The sequence below is a fragment of the Streptomyces sp. ICC1 genome, assembly GCF_003287935.1.
In the GTDB taxonomy this organism is placed as follows: domain Bacteria; phylum Actinomycetota; class Actinomycetes; order Streptomycetales; family Streptomycetaceae; genus Streptomyces; species Streptomyces tritrimontium.
On the sequence record NZ_CP030287.1, the window covers coordinates 1,046,312 to 1,072,484 of the forward strand.

General features: G+C 73.0%; 15 protein-coding genes. 4 read left to right on the forward strand and 11 right to left on the reverse strand.

Translation table 11 applies throughout. The features are described from left to right. Window positions 1–53 precede the first annotated feature (53 nt). The 3 genes from DRB96_RS04950 to DRB96_RS04960 all read left to right on the forward strand — a co-directional run bounded on the left by DRB96_RS04950 (window position 54) and on the right by DRB96_RS04960 (window position 2,546). The gene (locus DRB96_RS04950; RefSeq protein ID WP_112447065.1) at window positions 54–1,634 is read left to right on the forward strand and encodes an amidohydrolase; all 1,581 of its coding nucleotides are present in this window, start codon (window positions 54–56) and stop codon (window positions 1,632–1,634) included. After that, the gene (locus DRB96_RS04955) at window positions 1,631–1,861 is read left to right on the forward strand and encodes a hypothetical protein (protein ID WP_162688476.1); all 231 of its coding nucleotides are present in this window, start codon (window positions 1,631–1,633) and stop codon (window positions 1,859–1,861) included. The genes DRB96_RS04950 and DRB96_RS04955 overlap by 4 nt, the downstream gene beginning before the upstream one ends. Before the next feature lie 250 nt (window positions 1,862–2,111). Next, window positions 2,112–2,546, forward strand: coding sequence for a GNAT family N-acetyltransferase (locus DRB96_RS04960; RefSeq protein WP_204357991.1), 435 nt, complete (start codon window positions 2,112–2,114; stop codon window positions 2,544–2,546). Window positions 2,547–2,627: 81 nt separating this feature from the next. On the opposite strand, the gene DRB96_RS04965 is transcribed toward DRB96_RS04960, so the two are convergent. The 6 genes from DRB96_RS04965 to DRB96_RS04990 form a co-directional block, all read right to left on the reverse strand. Then, a complete protein-coding gene (locus tag DRB96_RS04965) occupies window positions 2,628–3,818 on the reverse strand; it encodes an acetylornithine transaminase (protein ID WP_112447070.1) in 1,191 nt (396 codons plus the stop codon). After that, the gene (gene argB, locus DRB96_RS04970; protein ID WP_112453215.1) at window positions 3,815–4,744 is read right to left on the reverse strand and encodes an acetylglutamate kinase; all 930 of its coding nucleotides are present in this window, start codon (window positions 4,742–4,744) and stop codon (window positions 3,815–3,817) included. Before argB ends, DRB96_RS04965 begins: the two co-directional genes overlap by 4 nt. Before the next feature lie 44 nt (window positions 4,745–4,788). Further along, the gene (gene argJ / locus DRB96_RS04975; protein WP_112447072.1) at window positions 4,789–5,940 is read right to left on the reverse strand and encodes a bifunctional glutamate N-acetyltransferase/amino-acid acetyltransferase ArgJ; all 1,152 of its coding nucleotides are present in this window, start codon (window positions 5,938–5,940) and stop codon (window positions 4,789–4,791) included. After that, window positions 5,937–6,983 carry an N-acetyl-gamma-glutamyl-phosphate reductase gene (argC, locus tag DRB96_RS04980; protein ID WP_112447073.1) on the reverse strand — a complete coding sequence of 349 codons (1,047 nt, stop codon included), beginning with the start codon at window positions 6,981–6,983 and terminating at the stop codon, window positions 5,937–5,939. The genes argJ and argC overlap by 4 nt, the downstream gene beginning before the upstream one ends. A 79-nt stretch (window positions 6,984–7,062) precedes the next feature. Further along, a complete protein-coding gene (locus DRB96_RS04985) occupies window positions 7,063–7,728 on the reverse strand; it encodes an isochorismatase family protein (protein WP_204357642.1) in 666 nt (221 codons plus the stop codon). A 293-nt stretch (window positions 7,729–8,021) separates the two neighbouring features. Next, window positions 8,022–8,234, reverse strand: a complete 213-nt coding sequence (locus DRB96_RS04990) for an MbtH family protein (protein ID WP_112447075.1) — start codon at window positions 8,232–8,234, stop codon at window positions 8,022–8,024. A gap of 185 nt (window positions 8,235–8,419) precedes the next feature. Here DRB96_RS04990 and DRB96_RS04995 point away from each other — a divergent pair, with 185 nt between their 5' ends. Next, window positions 8,420–9,535 carry an alpha/beta hydrolase-fold protein gene (locus DRB96_RS04995; protein WP_112447077.1) on the forward strand — a complete coding sequence of 372 codons (1,116 nt, stop codon included), beginning with the start codon at window positions 8,420–8,422 and terminating at the stop codon, window positions 9,533–9,535. 85 nt (window positions 9,536–9,620) lie between these two features. On the opposite strand, the gene DRB96_RS05000 is transcribed toward DRB96_RS04995, so the two are convergent. From DRB96_RS05000 to DRB96_RS05020, 5 genes are all read right to left on the reverse strand, one after another. Then, the gene (locus tag DRB96_RS05000) at window positions 9,621–11,324 is read right to left on the reverse strand and encodes an ABC transporter ATP-binding protein (RefSeq protein ID WP_112447079.1); all 1,704 of its coding nucleotides are present in this window, start codon (window positions 11,322–11,324) and stop codon (window positions 9,621–9,623) included. After that, the gene (locus tag DRB96_RS05005; RefSeq protein WP_112447081.1) at window positions 11,311–22,263 is read right to left on the reverse strand and encodes a non-ribosomal peptide synthetase; all 10,953 of its coding nucleotides are present in this window, start codon (window positions 22,261–22,263) and stop codon (window positions 11,311–11,313) included. Before DRB96_RS05005 ends, DRB96_RS05000 begins: the two co-directional genes overlap by 14 nt. 57 nt (window positions 22,264–22,320) lie before the next feature. Then, the gene (locus tag DRB96_RS05010) at window positions 22,321–24,108 is read right to left on the reverse strand and encodes an ABC transporter ATP-binding protein (RefSeq protein WP_112447082.1); all 1,788 of its coding nucleotides are present in this window, start codon (window positions 24,106–24,108) and stop codon (window positions 22,321–22,323) included. Between the two features lie 2 nt (window positions 24,109–24,110). Next, on the reverse strand, window positions 24,111–25,169 hold the full coding sequence (locus tag DRB96_RS05015) for an iron-siderophore ABC transporter substrate-binding protein (RefSeq protein WP_112447083.1): 1,059 nt from the start codon (window positions 25,167–25,169) through the stop codon (window positions 24,111–24,113). Window positions 25,170–25,255: 86 nt separating this feature from the next. Continuing rightward, a complete protein-coding gene (locus tag DRB96_RS05020) occupies window positions 25,256–26,146 on the reverse strand; it encodes an ABC transporter ATP-binding protein (protein ID WP_112447084.1) in 891 nt (296 codons plus the stop codon). Window positions 26,147–26,173 lie beyond the last annotated feature (27 nt).

Sequence of the window (26,173 nt, forward strand, 5' to 3'; positions counted from 1 at the left end):
GCTTGCCTAAGTTGAATCGGGCGGCCGAGACCCCTACGACGGACGGACTGCCCTTGCTGTGTTCGAGGCTGACCAACGCGAACATCCTCACCATGGACCCGGCCCGCCCGGTCGCCCGCGACCTGGGCATCTGGCGGGGCCGCATCGTCGGCCTGGACGAGGCCGTGACCTCCCTTCCGGCCCGCGAGGTCATCGACGTGCAGGGCGCCACCGTGCTGCCCGGGTTCATCGACAGCCATGTCCACCTGGCCTGGACCGGACTGAAGCAGAGCACCCCGAGCGTCGCCCCGTGCGAGCGGGTCGAGGACGTGCTGGCGGTCGTGGCCGAGGCGGTCTCCCGTACGGCCGCGCCCGGTACGTGGGTTGACCTGATGGGCTACGACCAGCGGGCCCTGGGACGGCACCTGACCGCCGCCGAGCTGGACACGGTCAGCCGCGGGCGCAAGGTGTTCCTGATGCACGACTCGGGCCACGGATGCGTCGTGAACAGCACGGTCCTCGCCCTGCTCCCGGCCGATGTCCCGCACCAGGACGGCTTCCTGGCCGAGGGCGCCATGACCGCCGCACGCGGGCTCCGGCTGCCGTACGGGCAGGCCGAACTCGCCGACGCCGTCGAGCGGGCGGCGCGCACCTGCCTCGCCGAAGGCGTGACCGCCGTCGCCGAGGCGGGCATCGGCGGCGGCCTGCTCGGCAACAGCCCGGTGGAGCTCGGCGCCTACCAACTGCTGCGGGACCAGGGCAGGCTGCCCCTGCGGGTCCAGCTCATGGCGGCGGGCGACACCCTGACCCCCCGCGACGCGCAGCGGGACGACGGCATCCCCCGCGCCCTGGACCTGGGCATGCGCACCGGGTTCGGCGACGACTGGCTGTCGCTGGGCGCACTCAAGATCTACACCGACGGCGGCATGATGGCCCGCACGGCCGCGCTCACCGCCCCGTACGCGGGCACGGACCACACCGGCCAGCTCCAGGACGACCCCGACCGCCTCGCGCAGCTCATCGTGGACGGCCACCTGGCCGGCTGGCAGCTCGCCGTCCACGCCATCGGCGACCGGGCCGCCGACCTCGCGCTCGACGCGCTGGAACGGGCACAGCGCCTGCGGCCCCGGCCGGACGCCCGGCACCGGATCGAGCACGCCGGGCTGATCCGCCCCGACCAGCTTCCGCGCTTCGCGCGCCTGGGCCTGAGCGCGGTCGTCCAGCCGACCTTCCTGCACTCCTTCGGGGACGACTACGCGGACGTGATGGGCGAGGAGCGGGCGCCCTGGATGTACCGGGGCCGGGGTTTCCTGGACCACGGGGTGACGCTCGTCGGCAGCTCGGACCGCCCCGTCACCGACGGGGCACCGCTGAGGGCCGTGCAGTTCATGGTCGAGCGCGCCTCCGCCTCCGGGCGGCGGATCGGGCCCGACGAGGCGATCACCGTCGAGGAGGCGCTGCGCGCCTACACGGTCGCCGGTGCGTACGCCTGCCGGTGGGACGACAGCGCCGGCAGCCTCACCCCCGGCAAGCGCGCCGACCTGGTCGTCCTGGGAGACGACCCGCGGTACGTCGATCCCTCCCGGATCGGCGACATCGAGGTCCTGACGACCTTTGTCGACGGACACGAAACGACGGATGCGGGAAAGCTGTGAGCAGTCAGATGAACGTCCTGGAACAGTTCTCCCCGCTGTGGGAGGTGCCCGCCATGCCGCCGCGCTGGGTGATCTGGCACGCGGGCGCGGGTGATTCCATGGTCTTCGACCGGGAGTTCAACATCCCCGTCGACGTGGACGACGCGGTCCTCGCGGAGGTCATGCGCCGGATGCGCGAGGCGGGGACGCCGGAGAGCGAGGCCTACCCCGGCCGTCCGTGCGGGTAGCCGCCGCGCGCGTCGGCTTGGCCCAACGACCTAGGTAAGGCTAACCTTACTTCGACCGTTCCGCCGGGGGTCCCGCGCCGATCCGGCGTCCCGGACTTCGTCCGGGAGACCCCCGCACCCGCGCACCCGCGCACGGCGGAACCGAGGAAGGAACACCTTGACCACGGCCACGCTGCCCCCTGCCGCCGCGCTCGCCACCCTGCCGTCCCGCACCCCCGCCACCCGGTGGCACGGGGTCCCCGAGTTCTCGGTGCGCCCCGCACGCCGGGACGACGGCCCGGCGCTCGCCGCCCTCTCCCGGCCGTTCGTCCAGGCGGGGGCGCTCCGCGAACGCCCGCTCTCCGTCTACCTCTCCCGGGCCTCAGACTTCCTCGTCGCGCAAGCACCCGACGGCACCCTCGAAGGCTGCGTCGCGCTGCGCGAACACCCCGCCGCGGGCGTGCTGTACAACTTCTGCGTCGCGGCCCACCGGCAGGGCTCGGGCACGGGCGCCCGCCTGCTGCACGCCGCGTTCGCCAGGGCGCGCGGCCGTTCGCTGGCGGCCCTGTTCACCGCGACCACCGGCAGCGGCCGCCTCTTCCTGCGCCACGGTTTCGCCCCGTCCTCCCCGAGCCTGGCGCCCGCCGAGTGGGCACTGTCCCTCGACCCCGGCCGCGGCGCACGCGTCCTGTCCCGGGCCTTGTAGGTCCGGGACGGCGAAGGGGCGGGCCCGGTGAGGGACCCGCCCCGGGGCGGAACGGCGGACCGGGCCCGCCGCCACCCGCCGCTACCCGTCGTACGAGGCGTCGAGCACCGCGGGCAGGGCCGCCACCAGGGCATCCGCCCGCTCCTGCGGCAGCGTCAGGGCGGGAGCCAGCCGTACGACGCCCGGGCCCGCCGCGTTCACGAGGAACCCGGCGTCCTGCGCGGACCGTTGGACCCGCGCGGCGACCGGCTCGGCCAGGGCGATGCCCAGGAGCAGGCCGGCGCCCCGTACCTCGCGGACCAAGGGGTGCGCCAGCGCCTCGACGCCGAGCCTCAGTCGCTCGCCCACCCGCGCGGCATGGGCGAGCAGCCCCTCCTTCTCGATGGTCTCCAGGACCGCGAGGGCGGCCGCGCACGCGACCGGGTTGCCGCCGAAGGTGGATCCGTGCTGACCCGGGGTCAGCAGCTCGGCGGCGCGACCGAAGGCGACCACGGCGCCGATCGGCAGACCGCCGCCCAGGCCCTTGGCCAGGGTGATCACATCCGGATCCAGCCCCGGCTCCGCCTGGTGCGCGAACCAGTGGCCGGTGCGGCCGATCCCGGTCTGCACCTCGTCCAGGACGAGCAGGCTGCCCGTGGCGCGGGTGATCTCGCGGGCCGCCCGCAGATAGCCCCCGGGCGCCGGGACGACTCCGGCCTCGCCCTGCAGCGGTTCGAGGAAGACCGCGGCCGTGCGCTCCGTGACGGCCGCGCGGAGCGCCCGCGCATCGCCGTACGGAACGTGCGTGACCTCCGCGGGCAGGGGCCGGAAGGGGTCGCGCTTGGACGGCTGGCCGGTGAGGGCCAGCGCCCCCATGGTGCGCCCGTGGAACCCGCCCTCGGTCGCGACCAGGTGCGGGCGCCCGGTGCGGCGGGCGATCTTGAACGCGGCCTCGACCGCCTCGGTGCCCGAGTTCGCGAAGAACACCCGGCCCGGCCTGTCCAGCAGGGCCAGCAGCCGTTCGGCCAGCGCGACGGCCGGCTGCGAGACGAACAGGTTCGACACGTGCCCGAGCCGGGCGACCTGGTCCCGCACGGCCGAGACCAGGGCCGGGTGGGCGTGCCCGAGGGCGTTGACGGCGATCCCGCCGGTGAAGTCGGTGTACGCGCGGCCGTCCTCGTCCCACACCGTGCTGCCCTCGCCCCTGACGAGTGCCAGCGGGGGCGTGCCGTAGGTGTCCATCATCACCGCGCGCCAGCGGTCGGCGAGCGGTGTCGTGCCGTCGGCGGTCACGCGCCGTCCTCCCTGCCGCCGGACCCCTCGGGCCCGGGTACGTCGTCCGGCACCACGGTGGTGCCGGGTCCGTCCTCGGTGAAGACTCCGCGCAGCAGCGCGTGCGGCACCCGACCGTCGATGACCTGCGCCTTGGCGACGCCGGTCCGTACGGCGCGCAGGCAGCCCTCCATCTTGGGGAGCATGCCGCTCGCGAGCTCCGGCAGCAGCGCGTCCAGCTCACCGGCCGTCAGGCGGTCGATCACCTCGGTGCTGTGCGGCCAGTCCGCGTACAGCCCCTCGACGTCGGTCATCACCACCAGCCGGTCGGCCCCGAGGGCCACGGCCAGTGCCGATGCCGCGAGGTCGGCGTTGACGTTGTAGACCTGACCGTCCTCGCCGCGCGCGACGGGTGAGACCACGGGGATGCGGCCCTGCTCCAGCAGGGCGCCTATCGTCGCCGTGTCCACGGCGACGATCTCGCCGACCAGACCGATGTCCACCGGCCGGCCGTCCACCCAGGCCGGGCGTCGCACGGCGGTCATCGTGTGGGCGTCCTCGCCCGACATGCCCACGGCGAACGGCCCGTGGGCGTTGATGGCCCCGACCAGTTCGCGCTGGACCTGGCCGGTGAGCACCATGCGCACCACGTCCATCGTCTCCGGCGTGGTCACCCGCAGCCCCGCCTCGAAACGCGTCTCCAGGCCGAGCCGGTCGAGCAGCGCGCTGATCTGGGGTCCGCCGCCGTGCACGACGACGGGCCGCAGGCCCGCGTGCCAGAGTTCCACCACGTCCTGGGCGAACGTCCGGTGCAGGGAGGGGTCCACCATGGCGTTGCCGCCGAACTTGACGACGACCGTCCGGCCCTGAAGCTGCTCCAGCCAGGGCAGGTCCTCGGCGGCCGGCACGGCGGCCGGAGTCCTCGTACCCGTCGTCTGAGTCGGCATCTGCGTCGGCATCTGCGTCTTCGTCCGCGTCATCTCCGCCCCGCTCACGAGCTGTAGGCGCTGTTCTCGTGGACGTACTCGGCCGTCAGGTCGTTGGTCCAGATGACGGCGCGGGAGTCACCGGAGCGCAGGTCCACGGTGATGGTGATCCGGCGGTCCGACAGGTCGACCTTGTCGCGGGGCTCGCCCTCGGCCCCGTCCCGGCACACCCAGACACCGTTGATCGCCACGTCCAGCCGGTCCGCGTCGAAGACGGCCGAGGTCGTGCCGATCGCGGACAGCACCCGGCCCCAGTTCGGGTCCTCGCCGTGCAGCGCGCACTTGAGGAGGTTGTTGCGGGCCACCGAGCGGCCCACCTCGACGGCGTCCGCCTCCGAGGCCGCGCCGACGACCACCACCTCGATCTCCTTGGACGCGCCCTCCGCGTCCGCCACCAGTTGGAGCGCCAGGTCACGGCAGACGGCGTGCACGGCCGCGGTGAGCTCCCCGGGGGCGGGCGCGATGCCCGAGGCGCCCGAGGCGAGCAGCAGCACGGTGTCGTTGGTGGACATGCAGCCGTCCGAGTCCACCCGGTCGAAGGTGGTGCGCACCGCCTCGCGCAGCGCCGCGTCGAGCACTTCGGCGCTCGCGTCGGCGTCCGTGGTCAGGACGACCAGCATGGTGGCGAGGCCCGGGGCCAGCATGCCCGCGCCCTTCGCCATGCCGCCGACCGTCCAGCCGGCGCCGGCGGCCACCGCCGTCTTGTGGACCGAGTCCGTCGTCTTGATCGCGACGGCCGCCTCCCGGCCCCCCTCGGGGGACAGCCGGTCCGCCGCGGCGGCGATGCCGCACTCCACGCGGTCCATCGGCAGCCGGACGCCGATCAGGCCGGTGGAGCACACCGCCACCTCGTCCGCGGCCACGTCCGCGGCGCGGCCCGTGTGCTCGGCCATCGCCCGCGCGTCGTCGGCGCCGCCGGGACCCGTACAGGCGTTCGCTCCGCCGGAGTTGAGGACGACGGCGGAGATCCGCCCGTCGGCGAGCGCGCGGCGGGACCAGCGGACGGGCGCGGCCTGCACGCGGTTCGAGGTGAAGACACCGGCGGCGGCGCGGGACGGCCCCCGGTTCACCACCAGGGCCAGGTCGGGATCACCGGACTCCTTGATTCCGGCGCTGACTGCGCCGGCAAGGAATCCCCGGGCGGCGGTCACACTCACGGAGCCACTCCATTCGTGGGCAGGCCCAGCCGTTCCGGCAGGCCGAGGGCTATGTTCATGCTCTGCACCGCGCCACCGGCGGTGCCCTTCGTCAGGTTGTCGATGGCGCTCACGCAGATCAGCCTGCGGGCGTCCGGGTCCACGGCGATCTGCACCTGGGTGGTGTTCGAGCCGAGGACGGCGGCCGTGGTGGGCCACTGGCCGGGCGGCAGCAGGCGGACGAACGGCTCGTCGGCGTACGCGGCTTCGAACACGGCCCGCACCTGGTCCTGCGAGGGGATCGCGGAGGTTCCCGCGACCGGGCGCAGCCGGGCCGAGCAGGTGGCGAGGATGCCCCGGGGCATGGGCGCCAGCACCGGGGTGAAGGACACCGTCACGTGCTCGCCGGCCGTCAGGGACAGGTTCTGGGCGATCTCCGGGGTGTGCCGGTGGCCGCCGCCGACTCCGTACGGGCTCATGGAGCCCATCACTTCGGTGCCGAGGAGGTGGGTCTTGAGCGAGCGCCCGGCTCCGGAGGTTCCGCTGGCGGCGACGATGACGGCCTCGGGCTCGACCAGACGTGCCGCGTAGGCGGGGAACAGCGCCAGGGTGACGGCCGTGGGATAGCAGCCGGGAACGGCGATCCGGGTGGCGCCCCGCAACCCGTCCCGGGCGCCGGGCAGTTCGGGCAGGCCGTAGGGCCAGGTCCCGGCGTGGGCGGAGCCGTAGAACCGCTCCCAGGCGGCCGGGTCCCGCAGCCGGAAGTCGGCGCCGCAGTCCACGATCAGCGTGCCGGACTCCAACGCTGCGGCCAGGGCGGCCGATTGACCGTGGGGCAGGGCGAGGAACACCACGTCGTGGCCGCGCAGGGAGTCGGCCGAGGTGTCCAGGAGGATCCGGTCGGCGAGCTCCGGCAGCTGCGGCTGCACGGATCCCAGCGGACGCCCCGCGCTGGTGTGCGCGGTCAGCGCGCCGATCTCCACGCCGGGATGCGACGTCAGCAGGCGGAGCAGTTCCCCGCCCGCGTAGCCGCTGGCACCGGCCACCGCGACCCGTACGGTCATGTCGTTGCGCTCTCTCTCTGTTCGTGGGGGTGCCGCCGGCACGGGCCGGGCCCGGGGTGCGGCCGCCGGCGGGACGCGCTCACGCGTCCTTGCGCACATCTCGCGCCCCCCTGCTGAGCAGCAGGTCGCGCAGCAGGGTCTGGGTCGTGCACACGACCGCGCTGCGGGCGGCCCAGCGCAGGGCCATCGTGTGCTCCTCGGCGGAGAAGTCGGCCACCGCGTCGGCCACCACGAAGGGCTGGATGTCGTTCATGAAGGCGTCCGCCGCGGTCAGGAGGACGCCGAGGTGGGCGTGGACCCCGCAGACGATGAGCTGGTCGCGCCCTTCCGAGCGCAGCAGGCTCCCCAAGTGGGTGCGGAGGAAGGCGTTGTGGCGCACGTTGGCCAGGACGTGCTCGCCCGGCCGCGGGGTGAGGGGCGGGATGATCGCGGCGTCCGTCCCGTCGCCTATGCCCGGCCCCCAGATGTCCGCGGCGAGACCGCGCCGGCCCGGCGGCTGGGCGGCCGGCTCGGCCGTGAAGACGACCGGCATGCCGAGGGCGGCGGCGAGGGCGCGAAGGGCCTCGATGTTCTCCACCAGTTCCACGACCGGGGACCGGTCCGTGGGGAGGTCCCCCACGAAGTGGTTCTGCATGTCGTGGACGAGCAGTGCGGCGCGGCCGGGGTCGATGGCCCAGGTCGCGCGGGCGCGGGGCAGGGCGGAGCGGTCGGGCATGGGATAGGAGCCGATGGCCGGCAGGCCCATGACGATCCCCTCCCCCCGATGCCGCGTGCGCGCGGGCCCCACACGAGGCCGCCGTTCACTTAGCTTAGCCTAACCTAATTTCTCCTGACCCTGCTTCCACTGCCTGCCGTGACGCCCAGACCGGGGCGGCCTCCTCGACCGCGAGCGGATCGGGCTCGGCGAGTGCGACCTCCTAGAGCCCGACGTCCACCGCCCCGCCGCCGTCCGCAGGGTCACGCGCGCCGGGTCGAGGCGGAGCCGCCCGCCGTCGAGGGGTTTGCCCGCCGGGGTCAGCCAGCCCGGGGCGGGCCGGATCAGGCGTCGACGGCCGCCGCGAGGGACCGGGGGCGCAGGTCGGTCCAGCTGGACTCGATGTACTCCAGGCAGGCGTCGCGGGTGGTCTCCCCGAGGGCGATCGTCCACCCTCCGGGCACACTGGTGAAGGAAGGCCACAGGGAGTGCTGGCCCTCGTCGTTCACCAGGACCAGGAAACGGCCGTCGGCATCGTCGAACGGGTTGGTGCTCATGCTTGGATTCCTCCAGGAGCCCGATGGGACCGGCGGGTACCGGCGGGCGCGCGACGCGCGGCCCGGCAGCGGGTGCCGTGCCCGCGGGGAAGGTCGATCGGGAATGAAGAGAGCCCAACACTTAGGTTAGGCTCGCCTAATTATAGACCCTAACGTTTCCCCTTCCCCCTCACAAGGAGGCACCGATGCGCGCACGTGAACGGGTCCGGGCCGAGGACGGCGCGGAGAGCCCCTTCGCCGCGTTCGACCTGCCCGGCACGCCCGGCACCGACGAGTTCTGGGCGGCCGCGGCTCCCGCGTCCGTGCCTTCCGGCGACGGCGGTTGGGTCACCCTGTTCCTGTGGCGCGGCACCCCGACGGTCATCGATTTCGAAAGCTGGTCGGATCCGGTGGCGCTGCTCCGGTGGCGCGACACGGACTGCTGGTACGCCGAGGTGCCCATGCCCGCCCGGCTCCGGGTGACCTACCGGTTCCTCGCGGATGACGGATCGTCGTACGCCGATCCGCTCAACCCGGTCCGGGCCGGCGCCGACCGGTCCATCGCCGCCACTCCGGACGCGTCGCCCCAGCCGTACTGGCCGGCCGTCGGCGCCGACGACGTACTGCCCCTGCCGCGCACCCGGATCCGCTGGGCGAGCGAACGGCTCGGCGGACGGCGCACCGTACGGGTCCACCCCGTGGGCGGCGGCGGACCGGTGGTCCTGCTGCTCGACGGGGACGACTGGCTGTACCTGCACCCGGCCGTGACCGCCTTCGACGCGGCCTTCGACGCCGGCGACATGCCCCCGGCCACGCTGGTGTTCCTGCCCACCAAGGACCGGCAGGCCGAGTTCGGATGCCGGCCCGCGCTGTGGGAGGCGGTACGGGACGAACTGCTGCCGCTGGTGGCGGAGTGCGGGGTGCCCGCGGACCTGAACCGGTTGGTGGTCGCCGGGCAGAGCCTCGGCGGACTGAGCGCGATGTACGCGGCCACGGAGTTCCCGGAGCTGGTCTCCCGCGTCGCCTGCCAGTCGGGGTCGTTCTGGTGGACGCCGGAGGCCGCGGACCTGCCGGACCCCCTGGGCGGTCCGGTCGGCGGCGCCATCGCCGCGCGCCTGCGCGAGCGCCCCGCCCCGTCCACGCTGCGGATCGCGTTCGACCTGGGAGAGCACGAGACGCGCATGCGCCCGCACTGCGAGCTGGTCGAGACCCTGACGGAGCAGGCCGGTTCGACCGTGCGGATCTCCAGGTCGGCGTCGGGCCACGACCGGGCGGGCTGGCGACAGGCCCTGCTCCGTGATGTCGCCTGGGCCCTGGCCTGACACACCGCATGACAGAGGGGCCCGGGTGCGCGGCGATCCGCCGTGCACCCGGGCCCCTCTGTCATGCGGTCACCGCGTCACCGGATCACCGCGTCACCGCCAGGCAGTACGCCGGGTCGGTGGCCAGCAGTTCGCGATGGGTGCCCTCGGCGGTGACGACCCCCTCGTCCAGGACGAGGACCCGGTCGGCGGCGTCCAGCAGGGCCGGGCTGCTCGTGATGACGACGGTGGTGCGGCCCCGGCGCAGCTCCGCGATGTTGCGTGCGACGAGCTGCTCGGTGACCGCGTCCACGGCCGTCGTCGGGTCGCGCAGGACGAGCACGTCGGAGTCCGCGGCCAGGGCCCGCGCCAGCGACAGCCGCTGACGCTGCCCCCCGGAGAGGTTCGAGCCGCGGTCGCGGACCTCGTGGTCGAGTCCCTGCCGGTGCAGGGCGACGACATCGGTCAGCATGGACGCCTCGACGGCCTCGGACACCGAACGGCTGGTGCCCGACGGGTCGATGTTCGTGCGCAGCGTCCCCGCGAAGATCTCCCCGTCGTACGGGTTCACCAGCATGTGCTCGCGCACCGCCTCGACCGACAGTTCCGCGAGGTCCTGCCCGCCGATCCGCACCACTCCCCCGTACGCGGCCGGCGGCACGTTCAGGGCCAGGATCGACGCGAGTTCCGCCGCCGCCCGCGGCTGGTAGACCGCGATCGCCGTGAACTCCCCCGCCGGGACGTGGAACTTCAGGCCCTGGAGGGACGCGTACCGGACGCAGTCGATCTCCAGGTCCGCGCCGGGGGCCGGGCGCGCCGTCCCCGGGGCCGCCACCGGCGGGGCGGAGAGCACCAGGGCCATCCGCTCCGCCGAAGCGCGGGCCATCATCACGTACTTCGGCATGTCCGAGAACAGCCGGAGGGGTTCCATGATGAACTGCGCCAGGCCCACGGCCATGACGAGCTCGCCGATGTTGATCTGCCCGTCGAAGGCCAGCCAGCCGGCCGTCAGGGTCACCGAGGCCGCGAGGGTCGCGTTCAGGCCCAGCGCGGTGCCCGTGTAGACGCCGTTGACGCGAGCGACGGTGATCGCCTGCTCCTTCGCCTCCGTACTGACCTTCCGGTACGACCGGAAGGCCGCGTGGTTGCCGCCGAAGCCGTGCAGCGGGCGCAGACCGGTGATCAGGTCGGCGACCTTCGCCCCCGCCCGCGCCACCCGGGCCTGCTGCTCCTTGGTGCTGCTGCCGATCCGCTTGGACATCACGCTGAGGGTAGACAGGATCAGGGCCGTTCCCACCATGACGAGCAGGCCGAGCCGCAGGTCCGCCAGGCTCAGCGCGACCGCCGCGATCAGCACCGAGACCGAGGAGCTGATCAGCATCGGCACGACCTCGACGATGTCGGCGGTCTGGTCGGCGTCCTCGGTGGCGATGGTGAGCACCTCGCCGGACTTGAGGTCCACGTCCCGGGCCACCGGCTGGAGGCCGCAGGCCGCGACCTGCACCCGCCAGCGGTGGGCCTCGGTCGTGTTGGCCTTCTGCAGGATGCGCATCCCGTACCGCCACGACAGCGACACGGTCGTGATGATCACGGCCAGCGCGGAGATCGAGAGGACGAGCGCCTCCGTGCTCCGCTCGCGCATCGTGTGCTCGACGATCAGGCCGAGCGCGATCGGGAAAGCGGTCTCGCCCGCCTGGTACAGGCCCATGAGGACGGTGCCCCAGACCATGGCACCGGTGTTGCGGCGTATGGCGGTGCGGAGGATGTCGGATCCCGGGCGGCGGGATCCCCGGTCGTCAGGAGTTGTCATCAAGGTGCCGTGCAATCGCTTCGGGGGTTCGCAGGGTGAGCAGGTCACGGATGGTGATGGCGGGGCCGAATTCCCGGCGCAGGAGTCCGACCAGCCGTACGGCCAGCATGGAGTGTCCCCCGAGGGAAGTGAAGTCGCTCACCGCGCTCACCTCGTCGTCGTCCAGGTCCAGGGCCTCGGCGAAGAACTCGCACACCAGGGTCTCGGTCTCGGTCTCCGGGCCGCGCTCGCCCGAAGTGGTCAGCGCTCCCAGCGGCTTGGGCTCCGGCAGTGCCTTGGTGTCGGCCTTCCCGTTCACCGTGAGCGGGATGGCGTCGACCTGAGCGTAGTGCGTCGGACGCATGTAGTCCGGCAGTCCGGCGCCCACCTCGGCGGCGACGGCCGCCAGGTCGAAACCGTCCGCCAGTACGAGGTACGCGGCCAGTCGGTGGGCGCCGTCGACCTGCGGGTCGGGCTGGGCGACCGCGGCGGTGAAGCGCACCGCCGGGTGCGCGGCGAACGCCGCCTCGACCTCACCCAGTTCTACCCGGTGGCCGCGGATCTTGACCTGCTGGTCGGTGCGGCCGAGGTACATCAGGTTCCCGTCCGGCCGCCTGATCACCAGGTCGCCGGTGCGGTACATGCGCTCGCCGGGAGCCCCGAACGGGGACGCGACGAACCGGTGCGCGGTCTGGGCCGACTGGCCGAGGTAGCCGCGGGCGATGCCGATGCCGGAGACGTAGAGCTCACCGGGGACGCCGTCCGGCAGCGGCCGCAGCCACGGGTCCAGGACGAACACCTCGGTGTTGTCGATCGCCACGCCCACCACCGGGTCCACGCACTCGAAGGTGCCCACTCCCAGGGTGTTGATGGTGTATTCGGTGGGTCCGTACAGGTTGTAGCCGACGGTCCCCTCGGTCTCGGCGAGCCGCTGCCACAGGGTCGGGGTGACCGCCTCGCCGCCCAGCAGCACCAGCGCGGGGCGCCGGTCCGGGTTGTCGAGCAGGCCCTCGGCCACCAGCTGCTGCGCGTACGTCGGGGTCACGTTGACCACGTCGATCCCGTGCTCGCGGGAGTACTCGACCAGGGCGGGTGCGTCGCGTCGCAGTTCCTCGTCGCAGATGTGCACCTCGTGCCCGTCGGCGAGCCACAAAAGCTCCTCCCACGACATGTCGAAGGCGAAGGACACGGTGTGCGCGATCCGGAAGACCCGGTCGCCGTGCTCCGCCAGCACCGGTTCGAAGATCCGGCGCTGGTGGTTGACCAGCATGTTGGTGAGTCCGGCGTACTCGGTCACGACGCCCTTGGGCTTCCCCGTCGAACCGGAGGTGTAGATCGTGTACGCGGGGTGCCGCAGCCGGTTCGGGTCGTCCGGTGCGAACGTCACCAACGGCTCGGCCTCGGGAAGGGGGCGGTCCAGTTCGATCAGTTCGCCGGTCAGCCGGGGCGAGACGGCGCTGACGGTGAGGATCACCTCGGGCCGGGCGTCCGCGACGATCGTGGCGATCCGCTCGTCCGGGTGGTCCAGCTCCAGCGGTACGTATCCCGCTCCGGTGCGCAGCACGGCGAACAGGGCCACGATCCAGTCCAGCGAGCGCGGGATCGCGAGGCCCACGGTCTTCTCCGGGCCGATGCCGCGGCCGGCGAGCACGCCCGCCAGCAGGCGGCTGCGGTCCTGGAGTTCGGCGAAGGTCAGGCTCCGGCCGTGCGCGACGAGCGCGATCCGCTCGGGTGAGCGGTCCGCGGCCCGGTCGAAGCGGTCGACCACCGTGTCGGTGCCGATGTCCGTGCGGACGGCGGGCTCGGGCACCGGCCCGAGGCCGGGCAGCGCGCCGACCGGTCCGGTGGACCGGGCGAGGTCCTGGAGGACCCCGACGTAGTCGTCGAGGAGGCGGCGGGCGTCGGCGCTGTCGCCGTGGCGGTGCTCCAGCTTGACGGTGAGCCGGTCGCCGGGCGTGACCACCCAGGTGAACGGGTAGTGGGTGGAATCGTCCGACTTCACCTCGGTGATGCCGTGGCGGGCGTTCATCTCGGCGAGCCCGTCCAGGTCCAGGAAGTTCTGGAGCACGAACAGGTTGTCGAACAGGGTGTCGTGGCCGCTGGCCCGCTGGATCTCGCCGAGCCCCAGGTGCTCGTGCTCCATCGCTTCGACCCGGGCCGCCTGTACGGCGGACAGGTAGTCCCCGACCGTGTCGTCCGGCCGGGCCCGCGTCCACATGGGCACGGTGTTGAGGAGCACGCCGACGATGTCGGACAGGCCCTCGCCCTCGCGGCCGGAGACGGTCACGCCGAACACGGCGTCGCCGCGGCCGGTGTGGGCGCCGAGGAGCAGGCCGAAGGCGCCGGTGAGGACCGAGTTGAGGGTGACTCCGTGCGCCTTGGCCGTATCCCGCAGCAGGTCGGACTGTTCGGCCGTGAGCGTGTGGACGAGCGCGGGCGGCAGGTCGTCCGAGAGGGACGGTGCCGGTCCGGCGAGCAGTGTCGGGCCGGAGAGCCCGGCCAGGTGCCCGGCCCAGAACCGCTCCGAGAGGGCCGGGTCCTTGGCGGCGAGCGCCCGGGCGTGGTCCTCGAAGCGCGGCTCGGCCTGGGTCGCGTCCGGCTGCTCGCCGGCGAGTACGGCCCGGTAGGCCTCGAAGAGGTCCCGCAGCACGATCGCGCGGGACCAGCCGTCCCACAGCAGCAGGTGGTAGCTGAGGAGCAGGCCGTCGCGGCCGCCCGGCAGCCGGACCACGGTGAGCCGGATCAGCGGCGGCTCGGCCGGGTCGAATCCGGTGTTGCGGTCCCGGACGCGGAAGGCTTCGACCTCCTCGTCGCCCGACAGCTCGACCGTGTGGACGCCGACCCGGCGGCCCGCCTTGAGGACCTGGACCGGGTTGCCGTCGTCGTCGGTGGAGAAGCCGGCGCCGACGACGGGGTGCCGGGCCATGACGACGGCCATGGCCTCGGCCAGGGCTCCGGTGTCGAGGCGCCGGTCGAGGGCGAAGTAGCTCTGCGCGACGTAGTGTCCGGCCGAGCCCGCCAGCTGGGCCTGGAAGTACAGGCCCCGCTGGAGCGCGGTGACCGGCGCCGTGCGCTCCGCGGTCGCGGAGGCTTCCGCGAGGGCTTCCAGGGCGTCCAGCCAGTGCGCGGCGAGCTCGTCGGGGATCTCCTCGGCGAGGGTGAAGGTCGCGTGCAGGCTGCCGGTGGCCGCGTCGGTCCAGGCGTTGACCTCCACGGCGTACGGGCTGTCCCGGTCGGCGCCGGTGATGTGGAGCGCCTGGGACTCGCTGCCCCGGCCGAGGTAGTTGAACAGCACCTGCGGACGGGCGGTCAGCAGCGGGGCCGTCTGCGGGTTGAGGTGGCGGAGCCGGCCGTAGGCCAGGTGCCCGGACTCGTCCGGCTGGCGCTCGGCGAGCTCGCGGGCCGCCGCGACCGGGTCGGTGTGCGCGGTGAGCCGGACGGGCGCGATGGCGGTGAACCAGCCGACCGTGCGGGTGTAGTCGTGGTGCTCCGCCACCGCGACCCGGCCGTGGCGCTCCAGCTCGATCGCGAGATCGGTGGGTGCCGGCTGGATCCGCGTCAGGGCGGTGCGCAGGGCGCCGCACAGCAGCTCGGTGAGCGCGACGCCGAGCGCGGCGGGCGCGGTGCGCGTCACCCGGTCGCTGACGGCGGCGTCGAGCACCACGGTGGTGTCGCGCAGCGGGCCGACGGCCGGCAGCAGCGGGGGTGCCTGGAGGGTGTCGATCCAGTGTCCGAGGCCGGCGATGTCGCCGACGGACCGCAGGACCTGGGCCTCCGCGTACTCGGCGTAGGACGTGGTCGCCGGTGCGAGGGTCTCGCCGCGCAGTGCGGCCGCCATGTCGTCCAGCAGGATCAGCCAGGACACCGCGTCGACCGCGATGTGGTGCACGGTGATCACCAGGGTGCCGGTGGCCGCGAGCCAGGTGAAGGCGATGACGTCCCCGGTCTCGGGGTCGAGCCGGCCGGCGGCCTCGTTCGCGGCGTCCGCCGCGTCCGCCGCGTCCGAGTGGACGACGGTGGCCTCGCGGGCGGGTTCGGTGCGCAGGGTCCACGCGCCGTGCTCGGTGCGCAGCCGTATCCGCAGGGCCGGGTGGGCGGCCAGTACGGCGTCGGCGGCGCGCTCGATGTCGGCGAGCGCGGTGCCTTCGGCCACGTCCAGCGTTCTGGCCTGGGCGAACCGGGCGAGGGAGCCGCCCAGCTCGCGCTGGCGCAGGATGATCGGCGTGGGGGCCACCGGGCCGTCCTCGCGGCGCGCGGGAGCGGGCGCGGACGCCTGGGCCGGCGTGCGCGTGCCCAGGAGCTCGGCGAGCGCCCTCGGCGTCTTCAGCAGGAACACGTCGCGGGGTGCGATCGGCAGGCCGAGCGCCCTGGCCCGGTTGACCACGGTGATGGCGATGATGCTGTCGCCGCCGGCGCCGAAGAAGTCGGTGTCGGCGTCCGCGTCGGGGTGGGACAGCGTGTCGGCGAAGATGGCGACCAGCGGGGCGAGTACGGAGTCCGCGGCGGAGCCGGTGGCGGCCACCGGGGTGTCGTCCTGCGCGGCCCGCTCGATCAGGGCCTTGCGGTCCAGCTTGCCGTTGACGGTCAGCGGCAGGGCGTCCACGGGCAGGACCCGGCCCGGCACCATGTGTACGGGCAGCTTCTCCGCGAGGAGGGCGGAGAGGTCTCCGGGGACCCGGCCCACGACGTGGGCGACCAGGTGGTCGCCGCTGTCGGCCACGGTGACGGCCACGTCGACGACGCCGTCGAGGTCCCGCAGCGCGGCCTCGACCTCGCCGAGCTCGATGCGGAAGCCCTTGAGCTGCACCTGGTCGTCGGCGCGGCCGGTGAACTCCAGCTCGCCGTCGAGAGTGCGGATCGCGAGGTCGCCCGTGTGGTACATCCGGGAGCCGTCGCCCGCGAAGGGGTTCGCGACGAACCGGCCCGCGGTGAGGCCCGGCCGGCCCAGGTAGCCGAGGGAGACCTGGTCGCCGGCCACGTAGATGGCGCCCACGACACCCGGAGCGACCGGCTGGAGCCGGTCGTCGAGCAGGTAGGTGGTCAGGCCCGGGATGGGGCCGCCGATGGGGCTCACGTCGTCGCCGAAGGCGAAGTCCTCACCGGTCAGCACCCGGTGGGTCACGTGGACGGTCGTCTCGGTGATCCCGTACATGTTGACGAGCTCGGGCGAGGCGGCGCCGTGCCGCTCGACCCAGCCGCGCAGCCGTCCGAGGTCCAGCGCCTCGCCGCCGAAGACGACCCGGCGCAGGGCGGGGAGCGACGGGCCGGTGAGCGACCGGCCGGCGTGCCGATCGGCCTCGGCGAACTGGTAGAAGGCCGAGGGCGTCTGGTTGAGCACGGTCACCCCGCGCTCGCGGACCAGGCGGTGGAAGTCGACCGGGGAGCGGGTCAGCCCGTAGTCGGGGACGAGCAGCTCGCCGCCGTGGACCAGGGCGCCCCACAGCTCCCAGACCGCGAAGTCGAAGGAGTAGGAGTGGAACTGCACCCACACGTCGTCCGGGCCGAAGGCCATGTCCGGCTGGGTGTTGGCGAGCAGCGCGACCACGCTGGAGTGCGGGACGACGACGCCCTTGGGCTTGCCGGTGGAGCCGGAGGTGTAGATCACGTAGGCGGGGTCGTGCCAGCTGACCTCGCCGGCCTCGCCGTCCCGGGCGTTCGCCTCGGCGTCCGCTGAAGCGTGCGGCTCGTCGCCCTGTACGAGGACGCGGGCGGTGACGCCCGCACGGTCCAGGAGCTCCGTGAAGCGTTCGCGCTGACCGGGATCGACGAGGACGACCTGCGGCGCGGCGTCCGCGAGGACGTACTCGAGGCGCCCGTCCGGATAGGCCGTGTCGAGCGGTACGTAGGCGCCGCCCGCGCTGACGATCGCGACCAGGGCGACGACCTGCTCGATGGTGCGCGGGACGGCCACGGCCACGCGCCGGCCCGGCCGGACCCCGGCCGCGCGCAGGGCTGCGGCCAGTTCGTTCTTGGCGGCAGCCAGTTCGCCGTAGGTCAGCGACCGGGTGGTGCCGTCGAGCGCGCACTGGGTGACGGCGGTGGCCGCCGGGTCCCGGTCCGCCGCGGCGTCGAACAGGCCGCCGAGGGTGGTCGGGGTGATCCGTGCGGGGCTCCTGCCCTCCTTGGGCACGAGGTCGCCGACCGGGGCGTCCGGCCGGGCGAGCAGGCCGGTGAGGGTGTGCGCGAAGCGGCCGAGGATGTCCTGGGCGCTGCTCTCGCGCAGCAGTTCGCCGTCGTAGATCAGGTTGAAGCGCGGGCGCCCGTCGAGGGCCCGCTCCACGACGAGGGTCAGCGGGTAGTGCGGGGCTCCCTCGTTGACGAGGTCCGTGATGGCCAGCGTGTCGCCGGTCCGGCGCAGGGCGGCCACGTCGGTCGCCACGTCGAACACCACGAGGGTGTCGAAGAGGGGGCCGACGCCGGCCTGGCGGCCGATCCGGGCCAGCGAGACGTGCTGGTGCGGCAGGACCGCGCCCTGGTGTTCGCGCACCGAGGCGAGCAGTTCGCCCGCCGTGGTGCCGGCGGTCCACCGGGCGCGCAGCGGGATGGTGTTGATGAACAGGCCGACCATGTCACCGATGCCGGGGACGTCCGCGTCGCGGCCGGAGACGGTGGAACCGAAGACCACGTCGCCGGAGTGCAGGATGGAGCCGAGGGTCAGTGCCCAGGCGCTGTGCACGGCCACGCTCAGCGGCACGCCGGCCGCGCGGACGGCCGCGTCGATGTCTTCGGCCGGTTCCACGGAGGTGTCGGCGAAGCGGTCGGACGGGGTGTGCTCCCTGGCCACCAGCGAGGGGCCGGGGAGCCCGGCGAGCTCGGCGCCCCACACCCGGTCGCTCTCGTCCGCGTCGCGGCCGGCGAGCCAGCCGACGTAGTCGGGGAAGCCGCTCAGCGTGTACATGCTGCCCGGCGCGTGGTACTCGGCGAGCAGCGTGCGCAGCATCGCGGGCACCGACCAGCCGTCGGCGATGATGTGGTGGACGGTCTGCACCAGGACGTCGCGGCCCGATTCCGGGTCGCGGACCAGCGTGAACCGCATCAGCGGGCCGGTGGCCAGGTCGAATCCGGCGCGGCGGTCCCGCTCGGCGTGGGCGTGGAGCTCCTCGTCGGTGATGCCGGGCCGCTCCAGCGTGGTGAAGGGCGCCTCGGCGCCGCTCTCCAGCACGGAGACGACGCGGCCGTCGGCGAGGGCCTGGAACCGCGCGGCCAGGTTCGGGTACAGGACGAGGAGCCGGGTGGCGGCGGCCGCGAGGCGGCCGGCGTCGAGCTCGCCCTCCAGGGTCAGCAGCTGCTGTTCGACGTAGCTGCCCGCGGAGTCCTCGTCGAAGACCGAGTGGAAGTACAGGCCTTCCTGGAGCGGGGTCAGGGGCAGGACGGCGCGCAGGGCGGGGCCGTCCAGGGCGTCGACGTCGGCCTGCGTCAGGCGTACCAGCGGGAAGTCGCTGGGCGAGTGGCCGCCTTCGTCGAGCGCGGCCAGGGCGGTGAGGGCCTCCCGGAAGTACCCGCCGATCGCCTCGACGTCCTCGTCGGTGAACATCCCGTCGGGCCAGGAGATGGTGGTGACGAGTTCGTACTCGCCGGTGGCGGCGGGTTCGGCGATCGCGTTGAACTCCAGGGCGCGCGGCAGGCGCATCCGCGGGTCGCGCTTCTCGCCGAGCTGCCCGGTGGTTCCGCAGAGCTGCCAGTCCCCGGACGCGCCCGCGTCGAAGCGGCCCAGGTAGTTGAACAGGACCTGGGGCGCGGGGGCCGTGAAGGCGGCGTCGGACAGGTAGCGCAGGGCGCCGTAGGAGACGCCGTTGCTCGGGACCCGGGCGAGGTCCTCCTTGACCGCCTTGAGGGCGGCCGCGAGGTACTCGGGGGCGGTGAAGTCGGCGGCCCGGCCGGGGTCCACGGTCACCGGGAACAGGGTCGTGAACCAGCCGACGGTCCGCGACAGTTCCGGCTCGACGCCGGCGGGGCCCGCGACGTGGCGTCCTTCGCGTCCGTGGCCCTCGAGTTCGATGTGGGCGAAGGTCTGGTCCTGGCCGCGGTCGCGGCGCCACCGGGCGAGGGTGACGGCGAGCGCGGTCAGCAGGACGTCGTTGACGCCCGCGTGGAACTTCGCCGGTACCTCGCCCAGCAGCGCGGCGGTGACCTCGGGGCCGACCGTGACGGTCCGGTCCCGCTCACGCTCGACCGTGTCGGCCTCGGACGGTGCCCGCCGGCCGAGCGGCGCGTCGGGTCCCGGCAGGGGGCGCTCGAAGTGGGTGCGGTCCGCGTCGAACTCCGCGCCGCCCAGGAGCTGGGTCCAGCGCCGGAACGACGTGCCCACCGCGGGCAGTTCGACGGCTTCGCCCGCGGAGGTCTGGCGCCATGCCGTGGCCAGGTCCTCCATCAGGACCCGCCAGGACACGCCGTCGACCACCACGTGGTGGGCGACGAGGACCAGTTGGCGTGCCTCACGGCGCCAGACGGACCGCAGCATCACGCCGTTGTCCGGGTCCAGCGCTTCGGTGGCGAGGGCGACGCACTCGTCGAGCGGGAGGTCGCTCTCCTGCCAGCCGGCGGTGATCCCTTCGGCCTCCGGGATGTCGAAGCTCCAGCGCTCGCCGCGGACGAGCCGGGCGCGCAGCATGTCGTGCCGGGCCACGACGGAGTCGAGGACGGCGGCGAGGGCGTCGGCGGTGAGGTCCGCCGGGGTGTTCAACACGACCGCCTGCACGAAGCCGTCGATCGCGTCGGTGGTGCGGCCGAGCCACTGGACGATGGGCGATCCCGTGACGGGACCGGTCGCGACGTCGGCGTGGTCCGCCCGGGCGACGTCCTCGCGGCCGGCCACCGCCGCGAGCGCGCCCAGGACGCTGTTGGCGAAGATCTGTCCCGCGGTGACGTAGAGGCCCGCTTCGCGCAGCGCGCTCAGCAGCGAGATCGCGAGGATGCTGTCGCCGCCGAGCTGGAAGAAGTCCTGGTCGACGCCCACCTCCTCCAGCCGCAGTACCGAGGCGACGGCCGCGCAGACCGCGCGCTCGTCGTCGGTGGAGGGCCGCAGGAACGAGCCGGTGACGATCTCGGGTTCGGGCAGTGCGCGGCGGTCGAGCTTGCCGTTCGCGGTGAGCGGGAACTCGGTCATCACGACGACGTGGGCGGGCACCATGTACTCGACCATGTGCCCGGCGGCCCACGCCTTGACCTCGTCGGCCGTCAGGCCCTCGCTGTCGGCGGCCGGGATCACGTACCCCACGAGGTAGGTGCCGCCCGCGCTGTTCTTCTTCGCGATGACGCAGGTGTGCCGCACCCCGGGGTGCTCCGCGAGGCCGACCTCGACGTCCTCGAGCTCCAGGCGCATGCCGCGGATCTTGATCTGGTTGTCGGCCCGGCCGAGGAAGTCGAGCGATCCGTCCGGGGCGAACCGGGCGAGGTCACCGGTCCGGTAGAGGCGGGAGCCGTCGTCCGCGAAGGGGTTCGCCACGAACCGCGAGGCGGTCAGCCCGGGTGCGCCGACGTATCCGCGGCCGAGGAGGAAGCCGCCCACGTAGAGCTCGCCGCCGACGCCGACCGGCACCGGGCGCAGCTCGTCGTCGAGGACGTACAGCTGGGTGTTGGGGTTGGCCTTGCCGATCGAGGTCGACAGGCGTTCGGCCTCGCCCCGGTAGATGACGTGGGAGACGCCGATGGTCGTCTCGGCCGGGCCGTAGCCGTGGTACATGGGGATGTCGAGCCGGGTGCGGTAGCGCTCGTACAGCTCGGGGGTGAGCACCTCGCCGCCGCACCACACGTGGCGCATGCTGTCGAGCCGGTCGGAGTCGCCCGCGATCTCCAGGAGGACGTCCAGCATGGAGGAGACGAGGTAGGTGAAGGTGACGCGGTGCTCGGCGATCACGCTCAGCAGGTGGTGCGGATCGCGTTCGCCGCCGGGCCGCAGGACCACGAGCCGGCCGCCGCACACGAGCGGGAGGAAGATCTCGTTGATGGATATGTCGAAGGACAGCGGCGCCTTGAACAGGGACGCGTCGTCGTGGCCGAAGCCCAGGATCTCGTTGACCTGCCAGAGCAGGCGCTCGCTGATCGCCTCGTGGCGGATCATCGCGCCCTTGGGGCGGCCGGTGGAACCGGACGTGAAGATCACGTAGGCCAGGGAGTTGCCGGGGGCGGTGATTCCGGTGCCCTCGGTGGGCTGGTCGGCGTACCGCCAGTCGTCGAGGTCGACGGTGACGGCGGCCGGTTCGGCGGGGTCGTGCTCGCCGGAGCCGCTCAGCTGCACCACGACCCGCGCGTCGTCGATGACGACGGCGCGGCGCGCGGCGGGCCACTGCGGGTCGAGCGGTACGAAGGCGCAGCCGGCCTGCAGCACTCCGAGGAGGCCGATCACCATGTCGGCGGAGCGGCCGAGCGAGATGCCGACGACCTGCTCGGCGCCCAGTCCGCGTCCGATCAGGTGGTGGGCCAGCTGGGCGGACAGCTCGGCCGCCTGGCGGTAGGTCAGCGAGCGGTCTTCGTCGATGATGGCGACCGCGTCCGGCCTGAGCCGCGCCTGCTCGCGGAACATCTCCACGATGGTCGGCCGGACCCGGTCCGCCCCGGTGTCGTTCCACTCGGCCAGGGTCTTGAGTCGCTCCGCCGGGTCGGACGGGCCGATGGTTCCGATGGGCCGGTCCGGAAAGTCCGCCAGGTCGTCCAGCGCGCGCTGCGCGTCGGACGCCAGGACCCCCTCGGGTACGGCGATGCCGATGCCGTCCGGGCCGGCTTCGCCGGTCTCCCAACCGCTCGGTGCGCTGCCGCCGTTGTCGACCCATCCGAGGACGTCCGCGAACAGCGTGCCCGGGGTGAGGTCGATGCCGTCGGGGCTCTCGCCCGTCGCCCAGAACGACAGTCCGATGGCACAGGCCTCGGCGACGGTCCGATCGGCGTGGCCGCCGGTGCGCCGGCGCACGTCGGCCAGGCGCGTAGGAGAGATCAGCACGAGACGAGCGCTCGGTTCCATCATTGAAGACTCAACACCCTTCCAAGGTACGAAGGCTAGCCTAACCTAAATTAGGGTTACCTAACTACCGTCTCGCCAGGCCCGCCAGAGTCGCGCGTAGCGGCCTCCCAGGGCCACCAACTCCTCGTGCGTGCCCTGTTCCACGACGCGTCCCGCGTCCAGCACGGCGATCCGGTCGGCCGCCACCGCCTGGGTCAGCCGGTGGGCCACGAACAGCGTGGTCCGGCCCGAACAGGCGGCCAGAACGGCCCGTTCCAGCTCGGCAGCGCCCTCGCTGCCCGCTTCCGCGGTCGACTCGTCGAGCACGACCACGGGCGCCCTGCCCAACACCAGCCGGGCCAGGGCGATCTGGGCGACCCTGGTGCCGTCCGCCCGCTCACCGCCCTCGCCGACCGCGGTGTACAGCCCGTCGGGCAGCGCCTCGACCCACTCCTGCGCGCCCACGGTGCGCAGCGCGGCCGTCAGTTCGGCGTCGGTCGCCGCCGGCGCGGCCAGCCGCAGGTCGTCGGCGAGCGGACCGGAGAACACGTGCGTCTCCTGGGTCAGGATGCTCACGAGCGACCTCGCCCCGGCCTCGTCCAGATCGGCGAGGTCGGTCGACCCGACGCGCACCGACCCGGCCTGGGGGGTCCCGATGCCGGCGATGAGGGCGGCCAGGGTCGTCTTGCCGGCGCCCGTGGCGCCCACCAGGGCCAGTGAGCCGCCCGCCGGGATCGTCAGGCTGACGTCCCGCAGGACCGGCTCCTCGGAGCCGGGGTAGGCGAAGGTCAGCCCCTTCACCGTCACCGGGTACGACGCGTTGTCCGCCGGCGCGGCGGCCGAGTCGCCGAGCAGCCTCTCCTCCGCGGGCTCCGCCAGCACTCCGACGAGCCGGGTCAGGCTCGCGCCCGACTTCTGGGCCTCGTCGAAGGTGAACATGATGGCGCCCAGCGGGGTGAACAGGCGGTGGAACACCAGCGGCGCGGCCGACACCGCGCCGAGGGTGGCGGAGCCGGTCTCCAGCAGGACGTAGCCCACCACGAGGATCAGGGCCAGGCCGATGAACTCGGCCCGGTTCTCCCTGCCGACGAACCGGCCGAAGAAGCGGAACACCTCGATCCCGAGGTCCTTCACCCGCCGGGAGTCGCCCTCCACCCGCTCGCGGAACGCCTCTTCCAGGCGGTGCGCCCGCACCGTCTCGATGCCGTTCAGACCGCTGATCAGCGCCTGGGCGCGATCGGCCTGGGCGACCCGCTGCTGCCGGTAGAGCGGGGCGGACCGGGGGAGGTACCAGCGCAGGGCCAGCGCGTAGGCGGGCAGCGCACAGGCGCCGGCCAGGCCGAGGCGCCAGTCGAGCCCGAACATGCCGACCGTGGCGATGGCCACCAGCACACCGGCGGAGAACACCGTGGGAATGGCGGACCGGATGCCCTTGGACAGGACGGCGACGTCGTCGCCGACCCGGGAGAGCACGTCACCGCGGCCCACTTGTTCGATCCGGGCGCTGGGCATGCCCAGCACGGCGCGGACGGCGCCTTCGCGCAGTTGCGCGAGCAGGTCGGCGCCGAGCCGCCCGATCAGGTAGGTCGACAAGGCGGTGGCCGCCGCGCCAAGAAGCGCGGCGGCCACCATCAGGGCCCCGATCGTGATCAGGATCGAACGCGGTTCGCCCCCGATCACTCCGTCGACCACCCGGCTGAGCAGCAGCACGGGGAGCATCTGGAGCGCCGCACCGGCAACCGTGCTGAGGACGGCGGCGGACGTCAGCCAGGGCATCGTGCGGCAGTTCGCCGCCACCCATCGGGCCGCTTCACGTCCGGTCGTCGTGCGCAGGGTTGCCGGGGCGACACGCGTATCGGTGGCGCTCACACCTAGCCGACCGACTTGACGAGCTCGTCGATGGCGAAGGGCAGGGAGGGCAGGGTGGCCTGCGACATGGCCGCGCCGGCCGCGGCGCCCTCGCTGTCCAGCAGGTAGGACACCTTGTTGGCCTTGGTGACCTTCAGGTTGGCGAAGAGGTCGAACTTCTTCAGCGCGTCCGTGTCGGCCTTGTCGTTGATGACGAAGACGCGGTCGACGTCGATGAGGTCCATGCGCTCCGGGGAGAGCCCGAAGGAGAACTTGCCGTCGGCGAGCTTGTCGATCTCGGCCTGGCCCTTGAAGCCCATGCCGGTCAGGAGCTGGCCGCGCACGTCGGTGGTGGTGAAGGGGTTGACCGCGTCCTTGTACCAGGACAGCGAGACGGCGGTCTGGGTGGCGAACTCGGGGTGCGCCTTCTTCACCGAGGCGAGCTTGTCCTGGATGCCCTGGACCATCGCCTTGCCCTCATCGGCCTTGCCGAGCGCCTTGGAGATGTGGAGGGCGTTGTCCGACCACGGAGCGCTGAAGGGCTCCTTCTCGGCCTTGGTGCGGCCGACCGTCGGGGCGATCTTCGAGAGCTTGTCGTAGGCGGCCTGGTCGATCTCGGAGTAGACCGCGATGATCAGGTCGGGGCGCAGGGCCGCGATCTTCTCGAAGTTGGGGCCGGCGTCACCGTTGTTCATGATGACCTCGGGCTTGGTCTCGCCCCACTTGTCCTTCACCCAGGGCCACTGGGTGTTGATGTCGGGGCTCTGACCCGCCGGGTTCGGGTACTGGTCGACCATGCCGACCGGCTTGATGCCGAACGCGAGGATGTTCTGGTCGTCGGTGTAGCCGACGGACACGACCCGCTGCGGGGCCTTCTTGACCTCGGTGGAGCCGAAGAAGTGCTCGACGGTGACCGGGAACGCACCGGCGGCGGCCGGGGCGTTGGCAGCGTCGTCCTTCTTGTCCTTGTCCGCCGTGTCGGAACCGCATCCAGCGAGGAGGCCTACACCGAGGGCCGCGGCGGACACGCCTGCCGCCAGCCGCCGCCAGGGCTTCATACGTGTCGTTCGGTCGAGGAGCATCCGGAATCCCTTGCTTTCGTGCTGTCCACTGCGGCCCCACATAAGGGCAGGCAAACCGTACCCCGGGGAAGTGAGGTAAGCCTAGCCTAAGTCGCGAGGCTCTCGTTCCGGTTGCCCGAACTCTGGACATGGGTCCGGCCGATGGGCACGACGAGCGGCCGGTCGCCCACCGGATCGTCGATCACCACGGCGCGCAGACCGAACGCCTCGAGCAGCAGCTCGGCGGTCAGCACATCGCGCGGGTGACCCTGCGCCAGGACCGAACCCGCCTTCATCACGATCAGGTTGTCGCTGTAGCGCGCGGCCAGGTTGAGGTCGTGGAGCACCATGACCACCGTGCATCCCGACTCGTGCAGGTCGTCGACCAGGTCGAGCACGTCGACGGCGTGCGCCAGGTCCAAGTAGGTGGTGGGCTCGTCGAGCAGCAGCAGGTCGGTGCCCTGGGCGAGGGTCATCGAGATCCAGACCCGTTGCCGCTGACCCCCGGAGAGCGCGTCGACGGGACGGTCGGCCAGGTCGGCCACCCCGGTCATGGCCAGCGCGCGCTCCACGACGGAGGCGTCGTCCGAGGACCACTGCCGCAGCCAACTCTGGTGCGGGTGGCGGCCCCTGGCCACGAGGTCGGCCACCGTGAGCCCCTCCGGGGCCACCGGCGCCTGCGGCAGCAGGCCGAGCTTCTTCGCCACGTCCCTGGTCCGGAGCCGGGCGATGTCCTCGCCGTCCAGCACGACCGATCCCCTGGTCGGCTTGAGCAGCCGGGACAGCGTCCGCAACAGGGTCGACTTGCCGCAGCCGTTGGGGCCGATGATCGTCGTCACCACACCCGGCGGGATCGACACGTCCAGCGCGTCGATCACGGTCCGATCGCCGTACCCGACCGTGACGCCCTTGGCCGCCAGCCGCGCACCGTCCACGGTCCCGGAATCGATCCCGGACCCGGCCCCGGACTCGATCCCGGTGATGTGCTGAGCGACCATGCCCCCCCCTTATTTAGGCTTGCCTAA

Coding starts and splice junctions, on each gene's coding strand:
- argB (WP_112453215.1), bottom strand. CDS start 4,744: ATGCCGACTCAGACGACGGGTACGAGGACTCCGGCCGCCGTGCCGGCC.
- argC (WP_112447073.1), bottom strand. CDS start 6,983: ATGACCGTACGGGTCGCGGTGGCCGGTGCCAGCGGCTACGCGGGCGGG.
- DRB96_RS04985 (WP_204357642.1), bottom strand. CDS start 7,728: ATGGGCCTGCCGGCCATCGGCTCCTATCCCATGCCCGACCGCTCCGCC.
- DRB96_RS04990 (WP_112447075.1), bottom strand. CDS start 8,234: ATGAGCACCAACCCGTTCGACGATGCCGACGGCCGTTTCCTGGTCCTG.
- DRB96_RS04995 (WP_112447077.1), top strand. CDS start 8,420: ATGCGCGCACGTGAACGGGTCCGGGCCGAGGACGGCGCGGAGAGCCCC.
- DRB96_RS05000 (WP_112447079.1), bottom strand. CDS start 11,324: ATGACAACTCCTGACGACCGGGGATCCCGCCGCCCGGGATCCGACATC.
- DRB96_RS05005 (WP_112447081.1), bottom strand. CDS start 22,263: ATGATGGAACCGAGCGCTCGTCTCGTGCTGATCTCTCCTACGCGCCTG.
- DRB96_RS05015 (WP_112447083.1), bottom strand. CDS start 25,169: ATGCTCCTCGACCGAACGACACGTATGAAGCCCTGGCGGCGGCTGGCG.
- DRB96_RS05020 (WP_112447084.1), bottom strand. CDS start 26,146: ATGGTCGCTCAGCACATCACCGGGATCGAGTCCGGGGCCGGGTCCGGG.